The following is a 21,161-nucleotide window of genomic DNA, read 5'->3' as shown; positions in this document are numbered from 1 at the left end:
TCGGATCGCCAGGACCGTCGGATCAGAAGAGGCTGTCCCACTGGGTGTCCACGCTCCACGCGCTCGCGCCCGACGCGTAGTCGGCGAAGAGCGTGGCCACCTGGTCTCTCTCGTTCAGCACACAGCGGTAGTGGCGCTCCATGGCGCCGTCCCGGTGTTCGACGGCGAAACCGCCCGTGGCCAGGCCCGCGTTCGGTCCGTGACCGACCTGGAGGAAATGGCCGCTGCGCTTCTCCAGAATCAGGAACCAGTTCTCCTCAGACAGCCGGTGCACGGCACGTTCGATCACGTCCAGGTCGGCGTCCTCCACCTTCAGCCCCACGCACGGCTGGAGGCTCGGTCCGTCCGTCCCGCGCAGCGTGGGCGGAAAGTGCAGCACCTCCGCCTGCGGGTCGAAGCAGACGAGTCCGTGCGCGGCGGCGAGGGCCACCACCTCGGGCGCCGTCGCGTCGGCCCGGTCCCAGGCCATGGGCATGATCACGTGCGCGGCGGAGACGTCGAGGGATGCCGTCCAGGGCGACCCCGTCGGCTGCCGGCCGTCGTCCTCGGTGATCGCGAGCCGAGTGGCCACGTCCTCGGTGGCCGCGGCCTCGATGACCGCGAGCTCGGGAAATCGCACGGTCAGCTCCCGATGGAACGCGGTCACGGCCTCGCTCGTGGCGACGCCCGCCCCCGCGAGGTCGCCGTCGCTCAGCCGCTCGTACGTACGGGCGGCATCGGACGCCGAGACCCGCTCCGCCTCGAACCACACAGCGAGATCAAAACTCACGTCGCCCCCATCCGCCCAAGCCGAGCCTGTCTCCGCGAGCGTAGGGCCGCCCACTGACAACGCGCTCCGGCCACCGAGGTATCCGGGCGGCGCCGGTGGCCGCGCCCCACGCATCGGGGATCACGAGCGGTCGGCGACCGGCGCTCCGAGCAGCTCCTGCTCCTCCGGGGTCAGGCGCAGGCCGGCCGCCGCGATGTTCTCGTCCAGATGGGCCGGATCGGCCGTCCCGGGGATGGCCAGCACGTGCGGCCCGCGGTGCAGGGTCCAGGCGAGCCGCACCTGAGCCGGCGTCACGCCGTGGGCACGGGCGACCGTGCGGACCCGGTCGTCCCGCTCCTGCCCGGCCGCCGCCTCCCGGCGCAGGCCTGAGACCGCGAAGAACGGGACGAAGGCGATACCGAGCTCGCCGCAGAGATCCACCAGTCCGCTCTCGTCGGCCCCGCGCGCGTCGAGCCCGTAGGAGTTCTGCACGCAGACGACCGGAGCCATGGACCGGGCCTCGGTGACATGTTCGGGGCCCACGTTGGAGAGGCCCAGGTGACGGATCAGGCCCGCCTCGCGCAGTTCGGTGAGCGCCCCGAAGTGCTCGGCGACGGAGTGCATGTCACGACCGTTCCGGCGCAGGTTCACCACGTCGAGATGGTCCCGGCCGAGCTGCCGCAGGTTCTCCTCCACCTGGCCGCGCAGTTGGTCGGGGCGGGCCATGGGGTACCACTCGCCGGACGGGTCGCGGCCCGGCCCGACCTTGGTGACGACGACCACGTCGTCCCGGCGGGACGAGAGCGCGCGGTTGATCAGCTCGTTGGCCGAACGCAGCGGGGAGAAGTAGAAGGAGGCCGTGTCGATGTGGTTGACACCCTGGTCGATCGCCCGGTGCAGCAGGCCGACCGCGAGGTCGCGGTCGATCGGCGGGCCGTCCGAGTTCCCGGCCATGCCGTTGCCGGTCAGTCGCATCGCTCCGTAGCCGATCCGCTTGACCTCCAGGTCGCCCAGTTTCCAAGTCCCCGCGGCCGCCGCGCTCACTGTGCACCGTCTCCTCTCGTCCCGGGCCTGGGTGGACGGTCGTCCCACCGTCCGGCCGGAGCCAGGAGTATGCGGCGGACACGGGGTGCGCCGACAGGGGTGCGGGCCGGGCGGATTGTCACACTCGATTCGGGAACGAAGCGTCCCTGCCCGGCCGTTGAACCTGCAGACAGACGGACAGATAGACGCCGTCGAACCTGCGGACCGATGCCCTCTGGACCGGCCGGCCGACTCTCGGTCCGGGGGCCCGTGCGATCGGCGCCCGGCCGGGGACTTTCGGACACGATGAGTTGGGCGGGTCTCGCGATCTCGCGGCCCCGGAGACAGGGTCCCGCCGAGACGCGTGACCGGTCGGGCGGGCCCGCGCATCGCCCCCGGCCCAAGGATGTCGGCACCCGAGGATGCCGGGGGCGGCGCGCTCCGAGCGCGGTGCGGGGCGGCCGGGAGCGCGGGCGGGATTCGGCCGAAGTCCCCGGACGCTCTTTGCTAGTGGTTTAGACCAATGCTACATGTGGTGGCGCACCGAGCTCACACGGCTACTTCATGTCACCATGCAGGAGGCGCGGACATGGCCCGCACCACCCATCCGACCGACCACGAACCGCTCTACGCGCGGATCGCCGCACAACTGCTCGACGAGCTGCGTGACGGGATCATTCCGCCCGGCGAACGACTGCCGGGGGAACGCGAGTTGGCCACTCGTTTCGGCGTCAGCCGGGAGACCGTACGGCAGGCGCTGCACATGCTGCGGCGCGACGGCCAGGTCTCCACCGACCGACGCGGCAGCCATGCGACGCTGTCCGGCACCGGCGCCGGACACGTCCCGTCCCTCGACTTCCCCGTCGGCGCGCACACCGGAGAACCCGAGGGGTGCCGCCGGACCACCGTGACCTGGGAGACTCCCCCACCGGAACACGCGAAGGCCCTCGGACTCGCCCCGCGCCGGGCGACGTTGGTCCATCGCTACGAATCGGCCGCGACCGACGGAAGCGGACTGCGCTCGGCCGTGACATCGTTCTCCGCCATCGCCGTGACCGAGGTGGAGGAGCTCGCCCGCTACCGCGACCGCGCGGACGGCCACGCGTCGGCGCAACTCTCCCGCGCCTACGACTGGATGCGCAAGGCGGGCCTGACCCTGCACCACCGGGACGCGATCACCAGACTCCCGCAGTCGGTACGGGTCACCCGGCGCGTGCACGACCAGTACGACCGTCCCCTGGAGATCACCGATCTGACCGTGGACGCCCAGCAGGACGCTCTGGTCTACGAGTTCACGCTGCCGGCGGCCAAGTGAACACCGGGGGCGGGGAACAGCGTCACGCGCCGCCGCCGGGCACTCCCGGGGTGTCCTCTCGTGTGGCCACGACCATGCGGGCCCGCGGGCTTCCGTCCCGTCGGCGGCCGAACTCGTTCAGCGCGTGAAGCTCCGTCCGGAATCCGGCCCGCGCCAGCTCCCGCTCGACGTCGCCGAGCCGGAACGTGCGGTAGTACATGACGAAGGTCGGACGCCGGACGGCGTTGCGCACCCGCATGACCGTGTCGAAACCCAGCAGGGCCCAGTACCAGAGCGAGCCGGGGCCCGGCGGAGCCATGATCGGGAAGGCGAAGCGTCCGCCCGGGCGCAGGACGGCGTGGACGCCGGAGAACAGGCCGGGCAGCTCACGTGGCAGAAAGTGCCCGAAGGCGCCGAAACTCACGACGAGGTCGAACACCGACCCGAAGGGGAGGTCGCGGGCGTCCGCGCGCACGAAGGCGACCGCCGGGGCCCGGCCGTCACCCGCCGAGGACCGGCCTTCGTCCACCGGAGATCGCCCCTCACCCACCAAAGACCGACCCTCACCCGCCGGAGGCCCGTCCTCGCCCGCCGGGGACGGCCGATCACCGGCCTCGAGCCGCGAGCGTCCGACCGCCAGCATGCCCGCGCTGATGTCGACCCCGGTGACGCTGTCCCGGCACAGCTCCCGCAGGACCGCCATGCCCGCGCCGGTGCCGCAGCAGAGGTCGAGTCCGGTGGCGAACGGCCCCATCGGTTCGAGGGCGCTCCCCACGGCTTCGAGGATCGCGTCCGGCGTCCGGAACGGTGTGTGGTCGAACTTGGGCGCGAGCAGGTCGTAGCCGTGCTCGATCGACGAGAGAGCCTGCACGGCCAGTTCGCGGAGAGTGGGACCTTGCGGGGTGAACATCTCGCCGAGCTTAGGACCTGTCCGGCCGGTCAGGGCTGAGGATGCCGACGGTGCCATGAGGCGGACGGCGGCCGAACGGCGGCCTGTGGGGCAGCGGACGCCCGGTGCGCTGATCTATCGTCCGGGGCATGACCTCGTTCCGCCCCGCCCCCGCCTGGCTGGCCGACGCCGTCTTCTACCAGATCTATCCGCAGTCGTTCGCCGACTCGAACGGTGACGGCATCGGCGACTTCGCCGGAATCACCGAGCGCCTCGACCACCTCGCGTGGCTGGGCGTCAACACCGCATGGCTCAACCCGTGTTTCGTGTCCCCGTTCGGCGACGCCGGGTACGACGTCGCCGACTATCTGCGGGTCGCACCCCGCTACGGCTCGTCCGACGACCTCGCCCGCCTCGTCGACGCGGCGGGCCGCCGCGGCATCCGCGTGCTCCTCGACCTCGTGGCGGGTCACACCTCCGACCAACACCCCTGGTTCCGGGCCTCGCTGGACGATCCGGCCGACGACCGGTACATCTGGGCGCCCGAGGGCCAGACACCGGACGGCTTCGTCCCCTCGCCCGGGACCCGCCCGGGCGCGTACCTGCCGAACTTCTTCGCGTTCCAGCCCGCCCTCAACTTCGGCTACGGGCGCGCCCGTCCGGACGAGCCGTGGCGCCTGCCGGTCGACGCACCGGGTCCGCGCGCCAACCGGGCCGCGCTGCGCACGGTGATGGACCACTGGCTGGACCTGGGCCTGGCCGGCTTCCGAGTGGACATGGCCGCCTCGCTCGTGAAGGACGACCCGGACAAACGGGAGACGGCCGCGATCTGGACGGAGGTGAGGCGCTGGCTGGACGGCGCGCATCCGGAGGCCGTGCTCCTCTCGGAATGGGGCGAACCCGAGGTGTCCGTCCCGGCCGGGTTCCACGCCGACTTCTTCCTCCAGTTCGGCGGCCCCACCGACGGGCAGGCCCTGCGCTCGCTGTGGAGCAACGGCGAGGGCACGGTCAACGAGGGCTGGGACCCGCTCGACTGCTTCTTCGACGCCGAGGGCCGCGGCTCACCGGGCCCGTTCCTGGCGGCCTGGCGCAAGGCCGCCGGCGCGGTCGGCGAAAGCGGGTTCATCGCGCTGCCGACCTCGAACCACGACTTCTCCCGTCTCAACTGCGGCCCCCGCACGGCCGATCAGCTTCCCGCCGCGTTCGTCTTCCAGCTCACCTGGCCGACCCTTCCGGCGATCTACTACGGCGACGAGATCGGCATGCGCTACGTTCCGGGACTGCCCGAGAAGGAGGGCAGTGTGCTGGGACCCCGCTACAACCGCGCGGGCTCCCGTACGCCGATGCAGTGGGACGACAGTCCCAACGCCGGCTTCTCCGCGGCCCCTTCCGACCGGCTGTACCTCCCCCTCGATCCGTCCCCGGACCGCCCGACGGTCGCCGCCCAACGGGCCGACGACACCTCGCTCCTGCATCTCGTACGCCGGCTGGTCGCGCTGCGCACCGGCACGCCGGAGCTGGGGCCGACCGGCTCCGTCGAGGTGGTGCACGCCGGATACCCGTTCGTGTACGTGCGGGGCGGCCGGTATGTCGTCGTGGTCAACCCGCGCCGGGAGAAGGCGAGTTGCCCTGTCGAGTGGGCTTCCGGCGTCCGCTCCCTGGAATCGGACGGCGTCGGGATCGGCGCCGGTACGGTGAACGCCCGGGGATTCGGCTACGGCGTCTTCGAACTCACCGGCTCACGGGCCGAGTCAGCCGCCCAGACGTAGCCCGGCGAGCCAGGAGAGCGGCGTCGTCGCCCCCGGCCCGACAACGGCCGGGGGCACCTTCACTCCGCCGACGAAGAGCCCTACACCGATCGACACTCCGCGAGCCGCTTCTCCAGAAATCTCCGCTCGGCCGCGTTCTCCACCTGGCCGAGGGCCCTGTCGTACGCCTCGGCGGCCTCCGCCGTGCGTCCGGCGCGGCGCAGCAGGTCCGCGCGGGTGGCGGGCAGCAGGTGGTAGGCGTCCAGCTCGCCCTCCGCCTCCAGTTCGGCGACCAGGGCGAGGCCCGCGTCGGGGCCCTCGGCCATGCCCACGGCGACCGCCCGGTTGAGCCGGACCACGGCGGAGGGCACGAAGCGCCGGAGCTCGCCGTAGAGGGCGGCGATGTCGGCCCAGTCGGTCTCCTCGGCCGTGGCGGCGGTGGTGTGGCACGCGGCGACGGCGGCCTGGATCTGGTACGGGCCGGGGCGTCCACGACGCAGGGCGGTCTCCAGGAGTGCGGCGCCCTCGTCCGCCTCGGAGGTGTCCCAGGCGGTACGGTCCTGATCTTCCAGGGTGACCAGGTCGCCGGAGGCGTCGACGCGGGTGCCGCTGCGGGCGTCGTGGAGCAGCAACAGCGCGAGCAGCCCGAGGACTTCGGGCTCGTCGGGCATCAGGCGGGCCAGAACGCGGGCCAGGCGGATCGCCTCGGCGGAGAGGTTCGCGCGCACCAGATCGGCGCCCGCCGTGGCGGCGTACCCCTCGTTGAAGAGCAGATAGAGCACGCCGAGGACACCGGTGGTGCGTTCGGGCAGGAGGTGCGCGGGCGGTACGCGGTAGGGGATGCCGGCGTTGCGGATCTTCCGCTTGGTGCGCACCAGTCGCTGTGCCATCGTCGCCTCGGGAACGAGGAAGGCGCGCGCGATCTCGGGCGTGGTGAGCCCGGCCAGAGTGCGCAGGGTGAGCGCCACCCGGGCCTCGACGGCCAGCGCCGGGTGGCAGCAGGTGAAGATCAGCCGCAGCCGGTCGTCGTGGACTCCGCTCTCCTCGTCGGGTTCCGATTCGTACGGGTTGTACGTGTTGTACGGACCCTCGTCGCGCGCCGACACCGCCACCTCCCGCAGCTTCCGTGCGCCGACCGCCTCGCGGCGCAGCACGTCCAGGGTGCGGTTGCGCGCGGTCGTGGTCAGCCAGGCGCCGGGGCGGCGCGGCACCCCGTCGCGCCGCCACCGGTCGAGCGCCTGGGCGAAGGCGTCCTGCGCGCACTCCTCGGCGAGGTCCCAGTCGCCGGTCACCCGGATCAGGGTGGCGACGACCTGGCCCCACTCCTCACGGAACGCGGTCGCGACCGCCTCCTCGACGCCGTCGTTCACTCCCAGAGCGGTCGCACCTCCACGGCACCGCCGCCCAGCGCCGACGGATGCCGGGACGCGAGCGCGATGGCCTCGTCGAGGTCGGCGACCTCGATGATGTCGATGCCCGCGACGTACTCCTTCGATGCGACGAACGGTCCGTCGGTGAGCAGGACTTCGTCGCCCTGGACCCGGACGGTGGTGGCGTCGGCGGCCGGGCGCAGTCGGGCGCCGCCCTTCACGACGCCGCGCTCGCGCACCTCCTGGAGGTACGAGGCGAACCGGGGGTCGTCGGCCGGCTCCTCGGGGGCGAACTCCTCGCCGTCGACCGGAGTGCAGAGGAACAGGGCGTATTTCATGAGCGTGCCTCGCCGGCCGGCGGGCGGCCCGCGTCGGACGGCACCGAGATGTGCTGGTGCACGATCTGCCAGCGGTCACCGGCCGCGCGGTAGCCCGTGGTGACGCGTGTGGTGGAGTCCAGTGTCGTGCCGTCGGCGAGCGGGGCGCGTACGCGCACCCGCGCGTGGCTGAAGGCGACGCTCTCGTCGATGCGCAGCCGGAAGTCGAGCACCTCGCGGTCGGCGGGTCCTGCGAGCGCCGCGAACCACTGTTCCTCCGCCTTGCGCAGGGCGTCGGCGCCGCTCTGTTCCACACCGCTCACGGGGTGGAAGACCTCGACGTCGGGGGCGTAGCAGGCCAGGGCCCGCTCGATGTCCCGTTCGCGCAGGGCCTCGGTGAGTTCGGCGTCGAGGCGGCGGATCTCCCCCTCGGCGTCCTCGTCGTCCCAGAAGGCGCGGACCTCCATGGCGCCGATGGTGGCGACGGGGTGCTTCGCGGCGGCCTCGATCGCCTCCTCCATGTCGGCGCAGTCGAGGATGTCGAAGCCGGCGACGTACTCCTTCGTCTCGGCGAACGGTCCGTCGGTGCGGAGCACTTCGCCGTCGCGTACGCGGACGGTGACCGCGTCGGCCGGCAGCCGGAGCCGGTGGCCGTGCAGCCGGACGCCGCGCTCGGCGCCCAGTTCCTCGACCCACGGTTCGACGGGCGCCATCCCGGAGGCGTCGGCGGTGTCGTCGCCGCAGACCAGCAGCATGTACTTCATGGTTCCTCCTGGTACTCATGAGCTTCCTACACCCCACCGACGAACGGCGCTCCGGCGAATCGACAGGCGGCGAAGTCTTTTTCTCGAACGTCGTCAGACGCGGGAGGTGCCGGGCCGCACGGGAAGGACCTGGACGCTGTTGCCGACGAAGCTGGTCTGCTGGGTGAGCTCCGACTCGGACACGGCGAGGTCCAGGTCGGGGAAGCGGGTGAACAGCCGTTCCAGGGCGATGGTGGCCTCCATCCGGGCGAGCGGCGCGCCAAGGCAGTAGTGGGCGCCGTGCCCGAGGGAGAGGTGGCGGACCGCGTCGGGGCGTCCGGGGCGGGTGACATCGAAACGGTCGGCGTCCGGCCCGTGCGCCGCCCGGTCGCGGCCCGCGGCCGTGTAGCCGGCGAGGACCGGCGTGCCGCGGGGGATGACGGTCCCGTCGACGGTCAGGTCCCTTACCGGATAGCGGAAGGGGAAGTAGCTGACGGGCGCGTTCCAGCGCAGGGTCTCCTCGACGACGTCCCCCCAGCTCACCTCGCCCTCGAGGACCGGGGCGAGCTGGTCCCGGTGCCCGCACAGCGCCCGTACGGCGTTGGTGATGAGGTTCAGGGTGGTCTCGTGCCCGGCGATGATCATGAGGACCAGGGTGCCGATGAGTTCCTGCTGGCTGAGCCGGTCACCGTCTTCGTCCCGGGCGGCGATCAGCGCGCTGGTGAGGTCGTCGCCGGGGTTCTCGGCGCGGGCGGCCGCGACGGCGCTCAGCACGGCCACCAGTTCGCGGTTGGCGGCGACGGCCTGCTCGGGACCGATGTCGGTGGCGACGACCTGGTTCGTCAGATGGTGGAGCCGGTCGCGGTACTCGGCCTCGACACCGAGGAGTTCACCGATGACGCTCATCGGCAGCGGGAGCGCGAAGTGCTCGCGCAGGTCGGCCGCTCCCCCGCCCGCCTCGGCCGCCGCGTGCAGGCCGTCGAGCAGTCCGGAGGTCAACTCTTCGATGCGAGGGCGCAGTTGCTCGACGCGTCGCGCGGTGAACGCCTTGCTGACGAGGGACCGCAGTCGCCGGTGGTCGTCGCCGTCGGCGGTCGTCATCCCCTGCACGGTGGCGAAGGTCATGAGCGGCCAGCCGGCGGCGATCCTCCCCTCGCGCAGGGCCGTGAAGTGCTGGGCCCCCTTGGCGACGTCGGGGTGGGCGAGGAACTCCTTCAACGCCTCGTGCCCGAGCACCACCGCGCCCTCCACCGCGCCGGGCAGCTCCACCGTCGCGACGGCGCCCCGGGCGAGCAGCCGCGCGTTGTCGGCGTGCGGGCAGCCGCCCGCGGGGTCCAGGCGGTGCGGTGTGACGGACGAGGTGTCCACCGTGTTCTCCTTGCTGCTGGGCCGAGTTGACGGTCGTACGACGCCAACAGGTCTCGTACGACGATCGATTGTGCCTGCTCAGAGCAGCGTGCGCAGCACCTCGGCGAAGCCCTTCGGGTGGGTCAGGTTGCCGTTGTGGCCACCGGGGAAGTGGACCGGCGCGACGCCGAGTCCGACGGCCAGTTCCTCGGCGCAGCGGTAGTCGAACACCCGGCGTGGCGTGGTGCGTCCGGCCGCGGGGACGATACGGACCGGTCCGCGGCGGAGCGCCGAGATCTCGTCCCGTCCGAGTTCGGCCCGGCTCATGGTCACGGCGTCGTGCGCGATGAAGAAGGTGAAGTTCGGCTCACGGGACGCGTCCAGCGGGGCCATTCTGGCGCCCGGTCCGACGTCCTGGCGGGCCGGGTCGATGCCGAGGATCTCGCCGATCCTGCGCACCCCGGCGATCCAGCCGTCCTCGCGGAAGACCTCACGCATCTCGTCCAGCTCCCGCCGTGCGCGCAGTTTCTCGGCCTCGGGCAGCATGCCGGGGATGGCGGGCTCGTGGGCGACCAGGACGCTCAGCCGCTCGGGCCGTCGCCGGGCGAGGCGGAGCCCGATGACGGCGCCCATGCTGCACCCGAGCATCAGCGCGGGCCCGTCGGTGAGGTGGGCCAGCAGCCGGTCCACGTCGTCCACGTGCTCGTCGAGCGTGGCGCCGCGGGCCGGGTCGTCGAGCACGCTGCGGGACAGACCGCGCCGGTCGTACGTCACCACGGTGTACTCCTCGACGAGGTGGTCGACCATCGCGTCGCTGCGGTTGGCGTCGCCCTCACCGCTCTGCGACACGAGCAACAGGGGCCCCTCACCGCGCACTTCGTAGTGGAGGGCGGCGCCGGGTACGGACAGTGAGCCGGTACGGGTGGCCTGCACGACGGGCTCCTCACATGGTCGCTCGCGACACCGGTCGGTGTCGCGTCGCTCCGAACATAATCCATCATTTTTGATGCATCAAGAGAGATGCATTATTTCCGATGCATCTTGCTTGATACGATCTGGAGCCATGAACGGAGCGGAACTCTTCCTGCTGGGCCGGACCCTGATGAAGATCGGCGAGGAGGCCATCCCCGCCGAGGGCGTCGGCCGACGGTCCACGAGCACCCGGTCCATGCTGATCGTGATGCTGGACGTGTACGCCAACCCCGACACCACGGTCGGCGAGGTCGCCGTCCGCACGGGCCTGCCGCAGAGCGCCGTGTCGGCGTGCGTGGCACGCCTCAAGGAGGCGGGCTCGGTCCTCACCGTGACCGACCCCGCCGACCGCCGCCGCTCCCTGATCCGGCGCGACCCCGAGGTCACCGGCCGCCGGGCCGAGGTCGCGGCGACCCCGGTCGACGCCGCGCTGGGCGCCGCCCTCGGCACCGAGGACGACGCGGAGATCGCCGAGACGGTCGCCCTCCTGGAACGGCTCGCCGAACGGCTGTCGCCCGACGTTCTCGGGCGCCTGCGCTGACCCGGCCGGGGTCTCCCCGGCCCGGAGGGTGCCGGCCGGAACCGACGCACCGGCCCGGAGGCACCCCGCCACGGGAAGCGGAAAGCGCACCCGCCTCCTTACGCTCGTAGGGACACGTTTCCTTGGATCGCGCGGAACGCGGTCCCGGAGGTGACAGGCATGCGCGCCTCGCTGATACAGCTTTCCGTGGACGAAGCGGACTCCGCGGACGAGCGCCGTCACCGGGCGGCCTCGCTGGTCCGGGCCCGGGCCGGCGACGATCTGGTGGTCCTGCCGGAGCTGTGGGCGGCCGGCGCGTGGGCGTACGACCGCTGGGGGCACGACGCCGAGGGAGTGGACGGCCCCACCGCGGAGGCCATGTCCGCCGCCGCACGCGAGGCCGGGGTCTGGCTGCACGCCGGATCCCTCGTCGAACGGGACACGGACGGAACGCTGTACAACACCGCGCTGGTCTTCGACCGTACCGGCGAGCTGCGGGGGCGCTACCGCAAGATCCACCGGTACGGGTTCGACACCGGCGAGGCGACCCTGATGGGCGGGGGCGACGCCATCGTCACCGTGCCCACCGACTTCGGCGTGATCGGCCTCGCCATCTGCTACGACCTGCGCTTCCCCGAACTCTTCCGGGGCCTGCTCGACGCGGGCGCGGAGCTGATCGTGATACCCGCCGCGTGGCCCGCGGCCCGGCTCACGCACTGGCAACTCCTCACGCGGACAAGGGCCTTGGAGGAGCAGGTCTTCCTCCTGGCGTGCTGCGCGACGGGCTCGCACGGCGGTATGCGGCAGGGCGGGCACAGCGTGGTCGTCGACCCGTGGGGAACCGTCCTGGGCGAGGCCCGTACCGCGGAGGAGACCCTGACGGTGGACCTCGACATGGCCCAGGTCGCACTGATGCGCTCCGAACTCCCCGTCCTGCGCGACCGCGTGCTCGCCATCCAGGCTCCCGGGCGGCGGTGAATCCGGCCGCGGGCCCAGCGGACCGAGGCGCCTCGGAGGCGATGGATCCGGCGCACGGCCGCGCCGGTCGAGGCAACCGAGAACCGGCCGGCCGGGCCGGGGTGGCGCGGCGTGGGCGCCCGTCGGCCTGGTCGCGCGACCAGGCTCCGTACGCCGAACTCTCGATCCACTGAGACGCGGATCACACCCCCGCCACCCCAACCCGTGCTAGTGTGCGGACAGCACTCGTGTACGCCTCCTCGTTCAGGCGCCGGTGCCAGTTCCTTTCTCCCGCCGCCACACCGTCGATTCCGACGGGCGGACCGGCTTCTCCGCACCACCTCCCGCACACCGCCGGGGACTCCTCCCGTCGTGTCCGAGGTGATGTTCCCGCCGCACCGAGGCGCGCCCCGCGCCCTCTCATCGCGGCCTCCTCCCCCCTTCCTCACGCATGCCCGTGCGATCCCGTCCCCGAGAGGACATCCCATGACCACCACACTCGAACACCCCCCAGTACAGGAGCGACCCCAGGCCCGCACCGCCGCCGGTGTCCTCGACATCGACGGCAACGGGAAGGGGCACCTGCGCTCCGCGAACCTCCTGCCCTCACCCGACGACCTCCAGGTCTCCCCCGCGCTGATCCGCCGTCACGGCCTGCGCAAGGGCGACGCCGTGGAGGGTGTGCGCGGCGGGCCCCGGACCCTCACCGAGGTCGAGCGGATCAACGGCCGCGGCCCCGAAGAGCCGCGCCGCCGCCCGCACTTCGGCGATCTCACCCCGCTGCACCCGCGTGACCGGCTCCGGCTGGAGCATCCGGCGAGCGGCCTGAGCGGACGCGTCATGGACCTGGTCTCGCCGGTCGGCAAGGGCCAGCGCGGCCTGATCGTCGCCCCGCCGAAGACCGGCAAGACGGTCCTGCTCCAGCAGATCGCCGCCGCCGTGGCCGGCAACCACCCCGAGTGCCACCTGATGGTGGTGCTGCTCGACGAACGTCCCGAGGAAGTCACCGACATGCGGCGCTCGGTACGCGGCGAGGTCTACGCCTCCACCTTCGACCGGACGCCCAAGCAGCACATCGCGCTCGCCGAACTCGTCGTCGAACGGGCCAAGCGGCTCGTCGAAGCGGGCCAGGACGTCGTGATCCTGCTCGACTCGCTCACCCGGCTGTGCCGGGCGCACAACAACGCGGCCGCCGCCGGCGGGCGCACCCTCAGCGGCGGAGTGGACGCCGCCGCCCTCCAGGGCCCCAAGCGGCTCTTCGGCGCGGCGCGCCTCGCCGAGGAGGGCGGCTCGCTCACCATCCTCGCCACCGCCCTGGTGGAGACCGGCTCCCGCGCCGACGACCACTTCTTCGAGGAGCTCAAGAGCACCGGCAACATGGAGCTCCGGCTGGACAAGACCCTGGCCGCCCGACGGGTCTTCCCCGCGGCCGACATCACCGGCTCCGGCACCCGCCGCGAGGAACTCCTGCTGTCGGCGGCCGAGTCGACCTCCGTACGGGGGCTGCGCCGGGCCCTGCTGACGCGTGACGGCCAGTCGGGTCTGGAGACGCTCCTGGAGCGACTGCGCGCCACCCCCGACAACGCCACCTTCCTGCGCCGCATCCAGCCGACCCTGCCGTCCTGACCCTCGCCCCGCGTTCAGCCCGCCCGTCATCCTGCCCCCCCGTTCCACAGCCGCCCAACCCCGCCGCCGTAGCGCCTGCCCCGACGCCCGCCCCTGCGGCATCCGGGTGCTCGATGACGCCACTCGGCCCGGCCACCCCGGCGTGTCCCGCGTCCGTTCCTACGTTTGCGGTATGACCATCGGATTCTCATTCCGGACTGTCGCCTCTCGCTCCGCGGTCACGCGTGCCGCCCTGGCCTGCTCCGCCGTCTGCGCGGCCGGTCTGCTGGCCGCTGCGCAGAGCCCGGCCACCGCACTCGCCGACGCGGTCCCCGGGGCGCCCCGGCCCGCCACGCCGCCCCGTTCGTCGCTCGATCAGCCGGGGACACAGGTACGGCCCCGGCCCGGCGCACCCGATGTCCCCGAGGACGTCTCCGCACTGTCCTGGCTGGTGGCCGACGCCCGGACCGGCGACATCCTCGCCGCGCACAACGCCCACCGCAGACTGCCGCCCGCGAGCACCCTGAAGACCCTGTTCGCCCTCACCGTCCTCCCGACGCTGCCCGGCAGCACCCTGCACACCGTCAAGGAGCGGGAACTGGAGGGCATCGGCGCGGGCAGCAGCATGGTCGGCGTGGCCGAGGGAATCACGTACCGCGTCGCGGACCTGTGGCGCGGTGTCTTCCTCAACTCCGGCAACGACGCCGTGCACGTGCTCGCCTCGATGAACGGCGGCTGGACGAGCACCGCGGCCCAGATGCAGGCCAAGGCCCGTTCCCTCGGCGCGGACGACACCCGCGTCGTCTCGCCCGACGGGTATGACACACCCGGGCAGGTCTCGTCGGCGTACGACCTCGCCGTGTTCGGACGGGACGGACTGCGCAACCCCGACTTCGCCCGGTACTGCTCCACCTCTGAGGCGATGTTCCCCGGCCAGGCCGGCTCCTCGTACGGGATCCAGAACACCAATCGGCTGCTCACCGGCGCGAACGGGGTGGAGCGGTACCCGGGGCTGATCGGTGTCAAGAACGGCTACACCACCAACGCGGGCAACACCCTGGTCGCCGCCGCCAAGCACGGTAAGCGCACCCTGATCGTGACGGTGATGAACCCTCAGGGCGGCGGGCTGACCGTGTACGAGGAGGCGCGCTCGCTGCTCGACTGGGGCTTCGCGGCGGCCGGCGAGGTCGATCCCGTGGGGACGCTGCCCGAAGCGCCCGCCGTCCCCCCGGCCGGACCCTCCGCCCCCGCCCAGTCCGCCCCGCGACCGGGTCGCGCCGCCGGACCCGGCAGCGCCGCCGGACCCGCGGCCGCCGCTCCGCCGGTACACAGCGCACGGCCCGTCACCAGCGCACGGCCGACCGCCGCCGCGGCCTCTCAGGACGAGGGGCTCGACTGGTCCGGCGCGGCCGAGATCGCCGGCGCCGCCGTACTGGGCGCGGCGGGCGTCGCACTGGGCCTGCGGCTCAAGGCGGCCCGGTCCGGACGCGGCTGACCCACCGGCAGCCACAGCAGCAGCCCGAGCGTGATCCACGTATAGGTGTTGCTGCCGAGGAAGCCGTCGAGGCCGGACGCGTCGTCGAACCACAGCCACACCACACTGCTGCACAGCACCGCGTACAGGGCCGCCGCGACCCGCAGCCGGCGCCTGCGCAGCAGCACGGCGAAGGACGGCAGCAACCAGACGAGGTGGTGCACCCAGGTGATCGGGCTGACGAGACACGCGGCCAGCCCGGTCAGGGCGAAGGCGGTGATCCAGTCCTCGTCGAGGAGGGCGCGCGAGGTCCGCCACACCCACACGCACAGGACCAGCAGGGCCAGCGTCGCCCACAGGGCCCTGCTCGGCTCCTGCGGTGCCACGAGCCGCGCCAGCACCCCCTGCAGCGACTGGTTGGAGACATAGTCCAGGCGCCCGATGCGGGTCGTGTCCCACAGCGCGTCGGTCCAGTAGAACCGCGAGGCGTCCGGCGCCGCCCAGGCCGCCAGCGCGGTGGCCGCCGCGGCGACGGCCGTGGCGACACCGGCGGCCCGCCAGCGGCGGCCGAGCAGCAGCAGCGCGATGAACAGCGCGGGAGTGAGCTTGATCGCCGCGGCGAGACCGATACCGACGCCGGCCCAGCGGCCCCGCCCGCCCGACAGCAGCCAGGCGTCGCTCAGGACGAGCGCGAGCAGCACCAGGTTGACCTGGCCGAAGCTGAAGGTGTCGCGGACCGGTTCGAGCAACGCCAGCACACACGCCGCCAGAGCGCAGCCGAACCAGCCGTAGCGGCGCAGTTCGCGCCCGGCCAGGATGCCCACGACCAGGGTCAGGGCGGCGAGGTTGAGGAGCAGGGTAAGGGCGATCGCCGTGCCGAGCCCGACCAGCGCCATCGGCAGCATGCCGACGGCCGCGAACGGCGGGTAGGTGAATCCGTAGGTCGTTCCCGGCACCCGGTAGTCGTAGATGCTGCCGCCGTGGTGAACCCAGGTGTCGACCGCGCCGTAATAGACGCGCAGGTCGAACCAGTCGCGCAGCAGCGGCACGGTCGCCGTGAACACGCCGACGACGACGGCCAGTCCGAGGACGAGGAGCAAGCGCCGGCGGTCGGTGCTCAGCAGCGCCGTCGCACCGGCGGAACCCCGCCCGCCGAACGGTGTCCGTGCTCCCGTCGTCTCCGTCGTCGTGCTCCGCGCGCTCACGGCCCTCGTCCCGATCGCCCCGCTCGTCTCCCTCCTGCGTCTCGCCCCGCCCGGGTCCGTTCCGTGATCCGTGCCGTCCGTCATGCCGTCCGCTCCAGTCCGGGTGCCTGCGGCTGTGCCGCCTGGTGGGCCTGCCAGAGCACGACGAGCGCGAGCAGCCCGCCGGATACGGCGAGGATCACCTGTCCGGCGTCCGCCGGCGAACCGCTCGGCAGCACCGCGAGCGCGAGCACCGCGCTGGCGGCCGCGACGCGCCCGCGCACCGAACCGGTGGGCGCCGCGGCCGCGATGAGGAACAGGCCCCACAGCGCGTACCAGGGCCGGATCGCGGGACCGAACACCGCGACCGCGGCCAGGCTCAGGCCGAGCGCGTAGACCGGGTGCGGGCGCAGCCGCAGCCAGATGAACAGCAGCAGCCCCACGGTCGCCACGAGTCCGACGAGGTGCCAGGCGGGCATCGCGAACGGCGCGAGACCACTGCCGAGCTTCTGGAGCAGGGCGCCGGTGGCACGTCCGAGGACGCTGGTGGGTGACCAGTTGTGCGGCGAGACGGGGGTCTTGAGGGCGGCTATCCAGCCGTAGCCCGTACCGGCCACCGTCGTCGCGGCGACGGTCGTCGCCACGGCGACCACGACCGTGGTCGCCGTGGCCCGCGCGATGCCCCGGCCCCCCTGCCCGCTCCCGCGCAGCGCGATCACCGCCACCAGGCCGAGCGCGGCGGGCGCCTTGACGAGGGCCGCGAGGGTGACGAGGACGATGCCCGCGACAGGCCATCGGCCGCGCGCGGCCACCAGGCCGACGCCGAGCAGCCCGAGCATGATGGCGTCGTTGTGGGCGCCCGCCACCAGGTGCAGCAGGACCAGGGGGTTCAGCGCGCCCAGCCACAGCGCGGCGGCCGGATCGGCGCCGCTGTGCCGGGCTAGGCGGGGCAGGGCCGCCGCCATCAGGGCGACACCGAGCAGGGCGACCACGCGCATACCGAAGAGCCCGGCCGGTATCTCCCCTCGGGTCAGCGCGGAGAGTCCGCGGGCGACGGCGAGGAAGACCGGGCCGTACGGCGTCGTCGTGCTCTGCCACACCGGCGCGACCTCGTCGGCGAGCGGCCCGCCGAGTCGCGCGGGGCCGTACGCGTAGACGTCGATGTGGGCGTCGACCATGGCGCCCTGCGCGAGATAGCTGTAGACGTCCCGGCTGAAAAGCGGTGGCGCGAGCAGCAGCGGCGCCGCCCAGGTGGCCAGAACGAGCAGCAGGGCACGCGGAGCCGGCGGTTCCGGCCCGCGTACGACGGTGCCCAGCAGCGCCCACGCGGCTATCAGCAGAACGACACCGAAGTACACCCCGACGAGGCCGAGTACGGCCCTCCCCGACCCGGGGGCGAGGAGGTCCCGCGCGGGCAGGGCCCCGGCGGTCTCGCCGCCCAGCGCGAGAACGGCGGTACCGGCCAGGCCCAGAGCCTGGCAGCGGCGGAGATCGACGGGGAAAGCCATGGCCAACACTCCGCAAGCGTGTCAACGCCGAGTGGCCGGAAGGCGACGCGGCGCTCTCCGGACGGGGTCCGGAGCGTGACCTCCCCGTGGTGGGACGGTTTTCAGAACACCGACAGGCCGGTGAGGGTCGTGAACCGGTCCAGGGCCGCCACGCCGGCCACCGAGTTCCCGCGTTCGTCGAGACCCGGGCTCCAGACGCACAGGGTGCACCGGCCGGGCACCACGGCGATGATGCCGCCGCCCACCCCGCTCTTCCCCGGGAGCCCGACCCGGTAGGCGAAGTCGCCCGCGGCGTCGTAGGTCCCGCAGGTCAGCATGATCGCGTTGACCTGCTTGGCCTGGCTCCGGGGGAGCAGCCGCCCGCCGTCGGCCCGGATGCCGTGCCGGGCCAGGAATCCGGTGGCGAGGGCGAGATCGGCGCAGGACGCGGCGATCGAGCACTGCAGGAAGTACTGGTCGAGCAGGACCGGCACCGGGTTGTCGATGTTGCCGTACGACGCCATGAAGTGGCCGAGTGCCGCGTTGCGGTCGCCGTTCGCGGTCTCGGAGGCGGCGATGTCCCGGTCGAAGTCGAGCCGCTCGTTGCCGCTCTCGGCGCGCAGGAACTCCAGCAGGACGCCGGCCGCGTCCCCGGTACGGGTCTGGAGCCGGTCGGTGACGACGAGGGCTCCGGCGTTGATGAACGGGTTGCGCGGGATGCCGTTCTCGTACTCGAGCTGGACCAGGGAGTTGAACGGGTTGCCGGAGGGCTCCCGCCCGACGTGCTCCCACAGGGCGTCGCCCTCGCGGGCCAGGTCGAGGGCGAGGGTGAAGACCTTGGTGATGGACTGGGCGGAGAACGGCTCCTGCCAGTCCCCCACGCCGTACACCGTGCCGTCGAGCTCCGCGACGGCCATGCCGAAGCGGCGCGGATCGCAGGCGGCCAGCGCCGGGATGTAGTCGGCGGGCCGACCGCGTCCCGGTGTCTGCGCGATCTCGGTGGCGATGCGCTCCAGGATCGGCTGGAAGGTGTGGGAGGACGGGTTCGGCGATTTCCCGGGCATGATCGCCATTGTGCCGCCCGCTCTGTCCCGCGGCCCGGCGGCCCTGCTTCCCTCCCCCTGTCTCCCTCCCCTGTCTCCCGTCTCCCTGCCTCCTGATCGAACGGGGTGCGCGGGGTGCGCGGGAACGGCACAGGGGGCGCGGAGCCGGAATCCGGCTTCGCGCCCCCTGTGGGCGGACCGTTCGTGCCCGGGGCCGGTTCGCACCGTCGCCCGGAGCGGTGTCAGCTGTCGATGACGCCCGTGCCGAGCAGCCCGAAGAGCAGCACGCCGATGACGATGCGGTAGATCACGAAGGCGTTGAAGGAGTGCTTGGCGACGAACTTCAGCAGCCAGGCGATCGAGGCGTAGGCGACCACGAACGACACGACGGTGCCGACGATCAGCGGAGCGGCGCCCACGCCGGTGCCCAGGGCGTCCTTCAGCTCGTACAGGCCCGCACCCGTCAGGGCCGGGATGCCGAGGAAGAAGGAGAGCCGGGTGGCGGCGACGCGGTCCAGGTCGAGGATGAGGCCCGTCGACATGGTGGCGCCCGAGCGCGAGAAGCCGGGGAAGAGCAGGGCGAGGATCTGGGAGCTGCCGACCAGCATCGCGTCCTTGAACGACACGTCGTCCTCACCGCGCTTGTGACGGCCCATCTGGTCGGCCGCCCACATCACGGCACTGCCCGCGATCAACGAGCCCGCGACCACCCACAGGGAGGCCAGCGGACCCTCGATGAGCGGCTTGGCCGCGAGGCCCACGGCCACGATCGGGATCGTCGCGTAGATGACCCACCAGGCGAACTTGTAATCGTGGCTGTGGCGCTCGTTCTTGTCGCGCAGGCCGCGTCCCCAGGCGGAGACGATCCGCACAATGTCCTTGAAGAAGTACACGAGCACGGCGGCGATCGCGCCGACCTGGATGACCGCGGAGAAACCGACGACGGCGTCGTCGTCGACGGGGATGTTCATCAGTCCCTCGGTGATCTTGAGGTGACCGGTCGAGGAGACGGGGAGGAATTCGGTCACCCCCTCGACGACTCCGAGGACGACGGCCTGACCGACGTTGATGACGCTCATGGGATCCAGTTCTGAGGAGTTGGTCGACAGTGCTGTAGACGATGCAGGAGACAGTGTTACCTATAGCAGCGGGCGCCCGTCACCTACGTCCACAAAGCTTGGGCAAACGAGACCCCGGCGAACGCCGCGCCCAGGCCCGCCGTCACGCTCACGATCACGTTGGCGGCAGCGTAGAACGCCGCACCCGTCTCGCTCAGCCGCAGGGTCTCGTAGGAGAACGTCGAGTACGTGGTCAGCGCCCCGCACAGCCCGGTCCCGATCAGCAGTCGCAGGTGCTCCGACACCTGCCCCGCCGAGGCGGCACCGGTCAGCAGCCCGAGGATCAGGCACCCCGCCACGTTCACGACGAGGGTGCCCCAGGGGAAGACCGTATCGTGCCTGAGCTGTACCGCCCGGTCGGTCAGGTACCGCAGAGGTGCGCCGGCCGCGGCGCCGATGATCACCAGCAGCCAGTTCACCGCGGGGTCCCGCCTTCCCCGGACTCGCCGCCGGTCGCGCCGGAGGGGTCACCGGGTGAGCCGCCGCGGCCCACGTACCGGATGACCTCGCAGGGGTCGAGGAGCACCAGACCCTCGGTGACGAGCTCGTCGAGCTGCGGCAGGAACGCCCGGACCCGCTCCTCGGTGTCCACGACGACCACGGCCACCGGCAGGTCCTCGCTCAGCGAGAGCAGCCGCGAGGTGTGGATGAGGGAGGAGGCGCCGAAACCCTCGATGCCCTTGAAGACGCTGGCGCCCGCGAGGCCCGCCGCGTGGGCGCGGTGCACGATCTCCGCGTAGAGCGGCTTGTGGTGCCAGGTGTCGTTCTCGCCGATGAGCACCGTCAGTCTCAGGGCGTCGCCGGTCAGCCTTGTCATCGCCGCCTCCATGTGAGGGCACGGCGGGTCGCCGTGGTGCCGAGCCACACCGCCGCCAGCGCCGCGCACAGGGTCGCGGCGAGATAGCCGAGCCCGGTGCCCGGGTGACCGGTGCCGACCAGCTCGCGGATGTCGACGGCGTAAGTAGAGAAGGTGGTGAAGCCGCCCAGGACTCCGGTGCCGAAGAAGGGGCGCGCGAGGCGGTGCACCGACCGTACGTCGGTGACCAGCACCATGAGCACGCCGATGACGGCGCAGCCCACGACGTTGATCGTGAACGTGGTCCAGGGGAAGGTGCCGTCCGGCGTGGGCCACAGCAAGCCCGCGCCGTAGCGGGCCGCGGCGCCCATGCTGCCGCCCAGGGAGACCGCCGCGACGACCGGACCCTGGCCGTGCCAGGGGGACGGCGGACGCGCGGGCGGGCGTACGGGGGCGCCGGACTCGCCGACGTGCTCGGGGTGCGGGACGGTCATGCTCTCCGGTGCTCCTACTCGCCGGGCCGGTG

General features: G+C 72.4%; 21 protein-coding genes. 6 read left to right on the top strand and 15 right to left on the bottom strand.

Going from position 1 to position 21,161, the window contains the following annotated elements; all coding sequences use genetic code 11:
• Nucleotides 1-22: 22 nt before the first annotated feature.
• Together ACWEBX_RS09370 and ACWEBX_RS09365 are read right to left on the bottom strand one after the other, a co-directional pair.
• Nucleotides 23-769 (bottom strand): hypothetical protein, encoded by a 747-nt coding sequence (locus ACWEBX_RS09370; RefSeq protein ID WP_451884302.1) that lies wholly within the window; start codon nucleotides 767-769, stop codon nucleotides 23-25.
• A gap of 120 nt (nucleotides 770-889) precedes the next feature.
• Nucleotides 890-1,792, bottom strand: coding sequence for an aldo/keto reductase (locus ACWEBX_RS09365; protein ID WP_451884301.1), 903 nt, complete (start codon nucleotides 1,790-1,792; stop codon nucleotides 890-892).
• A 568-nt stretch (nucleotides 1,793-2,360) separates the two neighbouring features.
• On the opposite strand from ACWEBX_RS09365, the gene ACWEBX_RS09360 reads away from it, so the two are divergent.
• Complete coding sequence (locus tag ACWEBX_RS09360) at nucleotides 2,361-3,086, top strand: GntR family transcriptional regulator (protein WP_451884300.1); 726 nt, start codon at nucleotides 2,361-2,363, stop codon at nucleotides 3,084-3,086.
• A gap of 22 nt (nucleotides 3,087-3,108) precedes the next feature.
• Here ACWEBX_RS09360 and ACWEBX_RS09355 read toward each other — a convergent pair whose 3' ends face one another.
• Nucleotides 3,109-3,975 carry a class I SAM-dependent methyltransferase gene (locus ACWEBX_RS09355; RefSeq protein ID WP_451884299.1) on the bottom strand — a complete coding sequence of 289 codons (867 nt, stop codon included), beginning with the start codon at nucleotides 3,973-3,975 and terminating at the stop codon, nucleotides 3,109-3,111.
• Nucleotides 3,976-4,103: 128 nt separating this feature from the next.
• Between ACWEBX_RS09355 and ACWEBX_RS09350 the strand changes: the two genes are divergently transcribed.
• Nucleotides 4,104-5,723: an alpha-amylase family glycosyl hydrolase gene (locus ACWEBX_RS09350; protein WP_451884298.1), complete on the top strand. Its 1,620-nt coding sequence runs from the start codon at nucleotides 4,104-4,106 to the stop codon at nucleotides 5,721-5,723.
• 80 nt (nucleotides 5,724-5,803) lie between these two features.
• Here the strand turns inward: ACWEBX_RS09350 and ACWEBX_RS09345 are convergent, their stop codons facing one another.
• The 5 genes from ACWEBX_RS09345 to ACWEBX_RS09325 form a co-directional block, all read right to left on the bottom strand.
• Nucleotides 5,804-7,078 carry an RNA polymerase sigma factor gene (locus ACWEBX_RS09345; RefSeq protein ID WP_451884358.1) on the bottom strand — a complete coding sequence of 425 codons (1,275 nt, stop codon included), beginning with the start codon at nucleotides 7,076-7,078 and terminating at the stop codon, nucleotides 5,804-5,806.
• On the bottom strand, nucleotides 7,069-7,410 hold the full coding sequence (locus tag ACWEBX_RS09340) for a YciI family protein (RefSeq protein ID WP_451884357.1): 342 nt from the start codon (nucleotides 7,408-7,410) through the stop codon (nucleotides 7,069-7,071). Before ACWEBX_RS09340 ends, ACWEBX_RS09345 begins: the two co-directional genes overlap by 10 nt.
• The gene (locus ACWEBX_RS09335; protein WP_451884297.1) at nucleotides 7,407-8,153 is read right to left on the bottom strand and encodes a nuclear transport factor 2 family protein; all 747 of its coding nucleotides are present in this window, start codon (nucleotides 8,151-8,153) and stop codon (nucleotides 7,407-7,409) included. Before ACWEBX_RS09335 ends, ACWEBX_RS09340 begins: the two co-directional genes overlap by 4 nt.
• 93 nt (nucleotides 8,154-8,246) lie before the next feature.
• A complete protein-coding gene (locus ACWEBX_RS09330; protein WP_451884296.1) occupies nucleotides 8,247-9,500 on the bottom strand; it encodes a cytochrome P450 family protein in 1,254 nt (417 codons plus the stop codon).
• A gap of 78 nt (nucleotides 9,501-9,578) precedes the next feature.
• Nucleotides 9,579-10,412 (bottom strand): alpha/beta fold hydrolase, encoded by an 834-nt coding sequence (locus ACWEBX_RS09325; protein ID WP_451884295.1) that lies wholly within the window; start codon nucleotides 10,410-10,412, stop codon nucleotides 9,579-9,581.
• A 130-nt stretch (nucleotides 10,413-10,542) separates the two neighbouring features.
• On the opposite strand from ACWEBX_RS09325, the gene ACWEBX_RS09320 reads away from it, so the two are divergent.
• The 4 genes from ACWEBX_RS09320 (at nucleotide 10,543) to ACWEBX_RS09305 (ending at nucleotide 15,028) form a co-directional block, all read left to right on the top strand.
• A complete protein-coding gene (locus tag ACWEBX_RS09320) occupies nucleotides 10,543-10,992 on the top strand; it encodes a MarR family winged helix-turn-helix transcriptional regulator (RefSeq protein WP_451884294.1) in 450 nt (149 codons plus the stop codon).
• A 159-nt stretch (nucleotides 10,993-11,151) separates the two neighbouring features.
• A complete protein-coding gene (locus ACWEBX_RS09315; protein ID WP_451884293.1) occupies nucleotides 11,152-11,949 on the top strand; it encodes a carbon-nitrogen family hydrolase in 798 nt (265 codons plus the stop codon).
• Nucleotides 11,950-12,300: 351 nt separating this feature from the next.
• Nucleotides 12,301-13,554, top strand: coding sequence for a transcription termination factor Rho (rho, locus tag ACWEBX_RS09310; protein ID WP_451884292.1), 1,254 nt, complete (start codon nucleotides 12,301-12,303; stop codon nucleotides 13,552-13,554).
• Nucleotides 13,555-13,726: 172 nt separating this feature from the next.
• Nucleotides 13,727-15,028, top strand: a complete 1,302-nt coding sequence (locus ACWEBX_RS09305) for a D-alanyl-D-alanine carboxypeptidase family protein (RefSeq protein WP_451884291.1) — start codon at nucleotides 13,727-13,729, stop codon at nucleotides 15,026-15,028.
• Here the strand turns inward: ACWEBX_RS09305 and ACWEBX_RS09300 are convergent.
• The 7 genes from ACWEBX_RS09300 to crcB (ACWEBX_RS09270) form a co-directional block, all read right to left on the bottom strand.
• Complete coding sequence (locus tag ACWEBX_RS09300) at nucleotides 14,911-16,212, bottom strand: glycosyltransferase family 87 protein (protein WP_451884290.1); 1,302 nt, start codon at nucleotides 16,210-16,212, stop codon at nucleotides 14,911-14,913. The two genes, ACWEBX_RS09305 and ACWEBX_RS09300, sit on opposite strands and share 118 nt — an antisense overlap.
• An 80-nt stretch (nucleotides 16,213-16,292) precedes the next feature.
• The gene (mptB, locus tag ACWEBX_RS09295) at nucleotides 16,293-17,699 is read right to left on the bottom strand and encodes a polyprenol phosphomannose-dependent alpha 1,6 mannosyltransferase MptB (protein ID WP_451884289.1); all 1,407 of its coding nucleotides are present in this window, start codon (nucleotides 17,697-17,699) and stop codon (nucleotides 16,293-16,295) included.
• 101 nt (nucleotides 17,700-17,800) lie between these two features.
• Nucleotides 17,801-18,742 (bottom strand): glutaminase, encoded by a 942-nt coding sequence (locus ACWEBX_RS09290; protein WP_451884288.1) that lies wholly within the window; start codon nucleotides 18,740-18,742, stop codon nucleotides 17,801-17,803.
• Between the two features lie 221 nt (nucleotides 18,743-18,963).
• Nucleotides 18,964-19,800 (bottom strand): undecaprenyl-diphosphate phosphatase, encoded by an 837-nt coding sequence (locus ACWEBX_RS09285; RefSeq protein ID WP_451884287.1) that lies wholly within the window; start codon nucleotides 19,798-19,800, stop codon nucleotides 18,964-18,966.
• Nucleotides 19,801-19,883: 83 nt separating this feature from the next.
• Complete coding sequence (crcB, locus tag ACWEBX_RS09280; protein ID WP_451884286.1) at nucleotides 19,884-20,258, bottom strand: fluoride efflux transporter CrcB; 375 nt, start codon at nucleotides 20,256-20,258, stop codon at nucleotides 19,884-19,886.
• Complete coding sequence (locus ACWEBX_RS09275; protein ID WP_451884285.1) at nucleotides 20,255-20,656, bottom strand: DUF190 domain-containing protein; 402 nt, start codon at nucleotides 20,654-20,656, stop codon at nucleotides 20,255-20,257. The genes crcB (ACWEBX_RS09280) and ACWEBX_RS09275 overlap by 4 nt, the downstream gene beginning before the upstream one ends.
• Nucleotides 20,653-21,129, bottom strand: a complete 477-nt coding sequence (gene crcB / locus ACWEBX_RS09270; protein ID WP_451884284.1) for a fluoride efflux transporter CrcB — start codon at nucleotides 21,127-21,129, stop codon at nucleotides 20,653-20,655. Before crcB (ACWEBX_RS09270) ends, ACWEBX_RS09275 begins: the two co-directional genes overlap by 4 nt.
• Nucleotides 21,130-21,161 lie beyond the last annotated feature (32 nt).

This window comes from Streptomyces sp. NPDC005070 (genome assembly GCF_053600395.1).
Note: the sequence above shows the minus strand (reverse complement) of the source record. Positions and strands in the feature narration are given on the sequence as shown.

Bases quoted from the DNA above. Each gene is read 5' to 3' on its own strand.
- ACWEBX_RS09360 (WP_451884300.1), top strand. From the start codon at position 2,361: ATGGCCCGCACCACCCATCCGACCGACCACGAACCGCTCTACGCGCGG.
- ACWEBX_RS09355 (WP_451884299.1), bottom strand. From the start codon at position 3,975: ATGTTCACCCCGCAAGGTCCCACTCTCCGCGAACTGGCCGTGCAGGCT.
- ACWEBX_RS09350 (WP_451884298.1), top strand. From the start codon at position 4,104: ATGACCTCGTTCCGCCCCGCCCCCGCCTGGCTGGCCGACGCCGTCTTC.
- ACWEBX_RS09340 (WP_451884357.1), bottom strand. From the start codon at position 7,410: ATGAAATACGCCCTGTTCCTCTGCACTCCGGTCGACGGCGAGGAGTTC.
- ACWEBX_RS09335 (WP_451884297.1), bottom strand. From the start codon at position 8,153: ATGAAGTACATGCTGCTGGTCTGCGGCGACGACACCGCCGACGCCTCC.
- ACWEBX_RS09320 (WP_451884294.1), top strand. From the start codon at position 10,543: ATGAACGGAGCGGAACTCTTCCTGCTGGGCCGGACCCTGATGAAGATC.
- ACWEBX_RS09315 (WP_451884293.1), top strand. From the start codon at position 11,152: ATGCGCGCCTCGCTGATACAGCTTTCCGTGGACGAAGCGGACTCCGCG.
- ACWEBX_RS09305 (WP_451884291.1), top strand. From the start codon at position 13,727: ATGACCATCGGATTCTCATTCCGGACTGTCGCCTCTCGCTCCGCGGTC.
- mptB (WP_451884289.1), bottom strand. From the start codon at position 17,699: ATGGCTTTCCCCGTCGATCTCCGCCGCTGCCAGGCTCTGGGCCTGGCC.
- ACWEBX_RS09290 (WP_451884288.1), bottom strand. From the start codon at position 18,742: ATGCCCGGGAAATCGCCGAACCCGTCCTCCCACACCTTCCAGCCGATC.
- ACWEBX_RS09285 (WP_451884287.1), bottom strand. From the start codon at position 19,800: ATGAGCGTCATCAACGTCGGTCAGGCCGTCGTCCTCGGAGTCGTCGAG.
- ACWEBX_RS09275 (WP_451884285.1), bottom strand. From the start codon at position 20,656: ATGACAAGGCTGACCGGCGACGCCCTGAGACTGACGGTGCTCATCGGC.
- crcB (WP_451884284.1), bottom strand. From the start codon at position 21,129: ATGACCGTCCCGCACCCCGAGCACGTCGGCGAGTCCGGCGCCCCCGTA.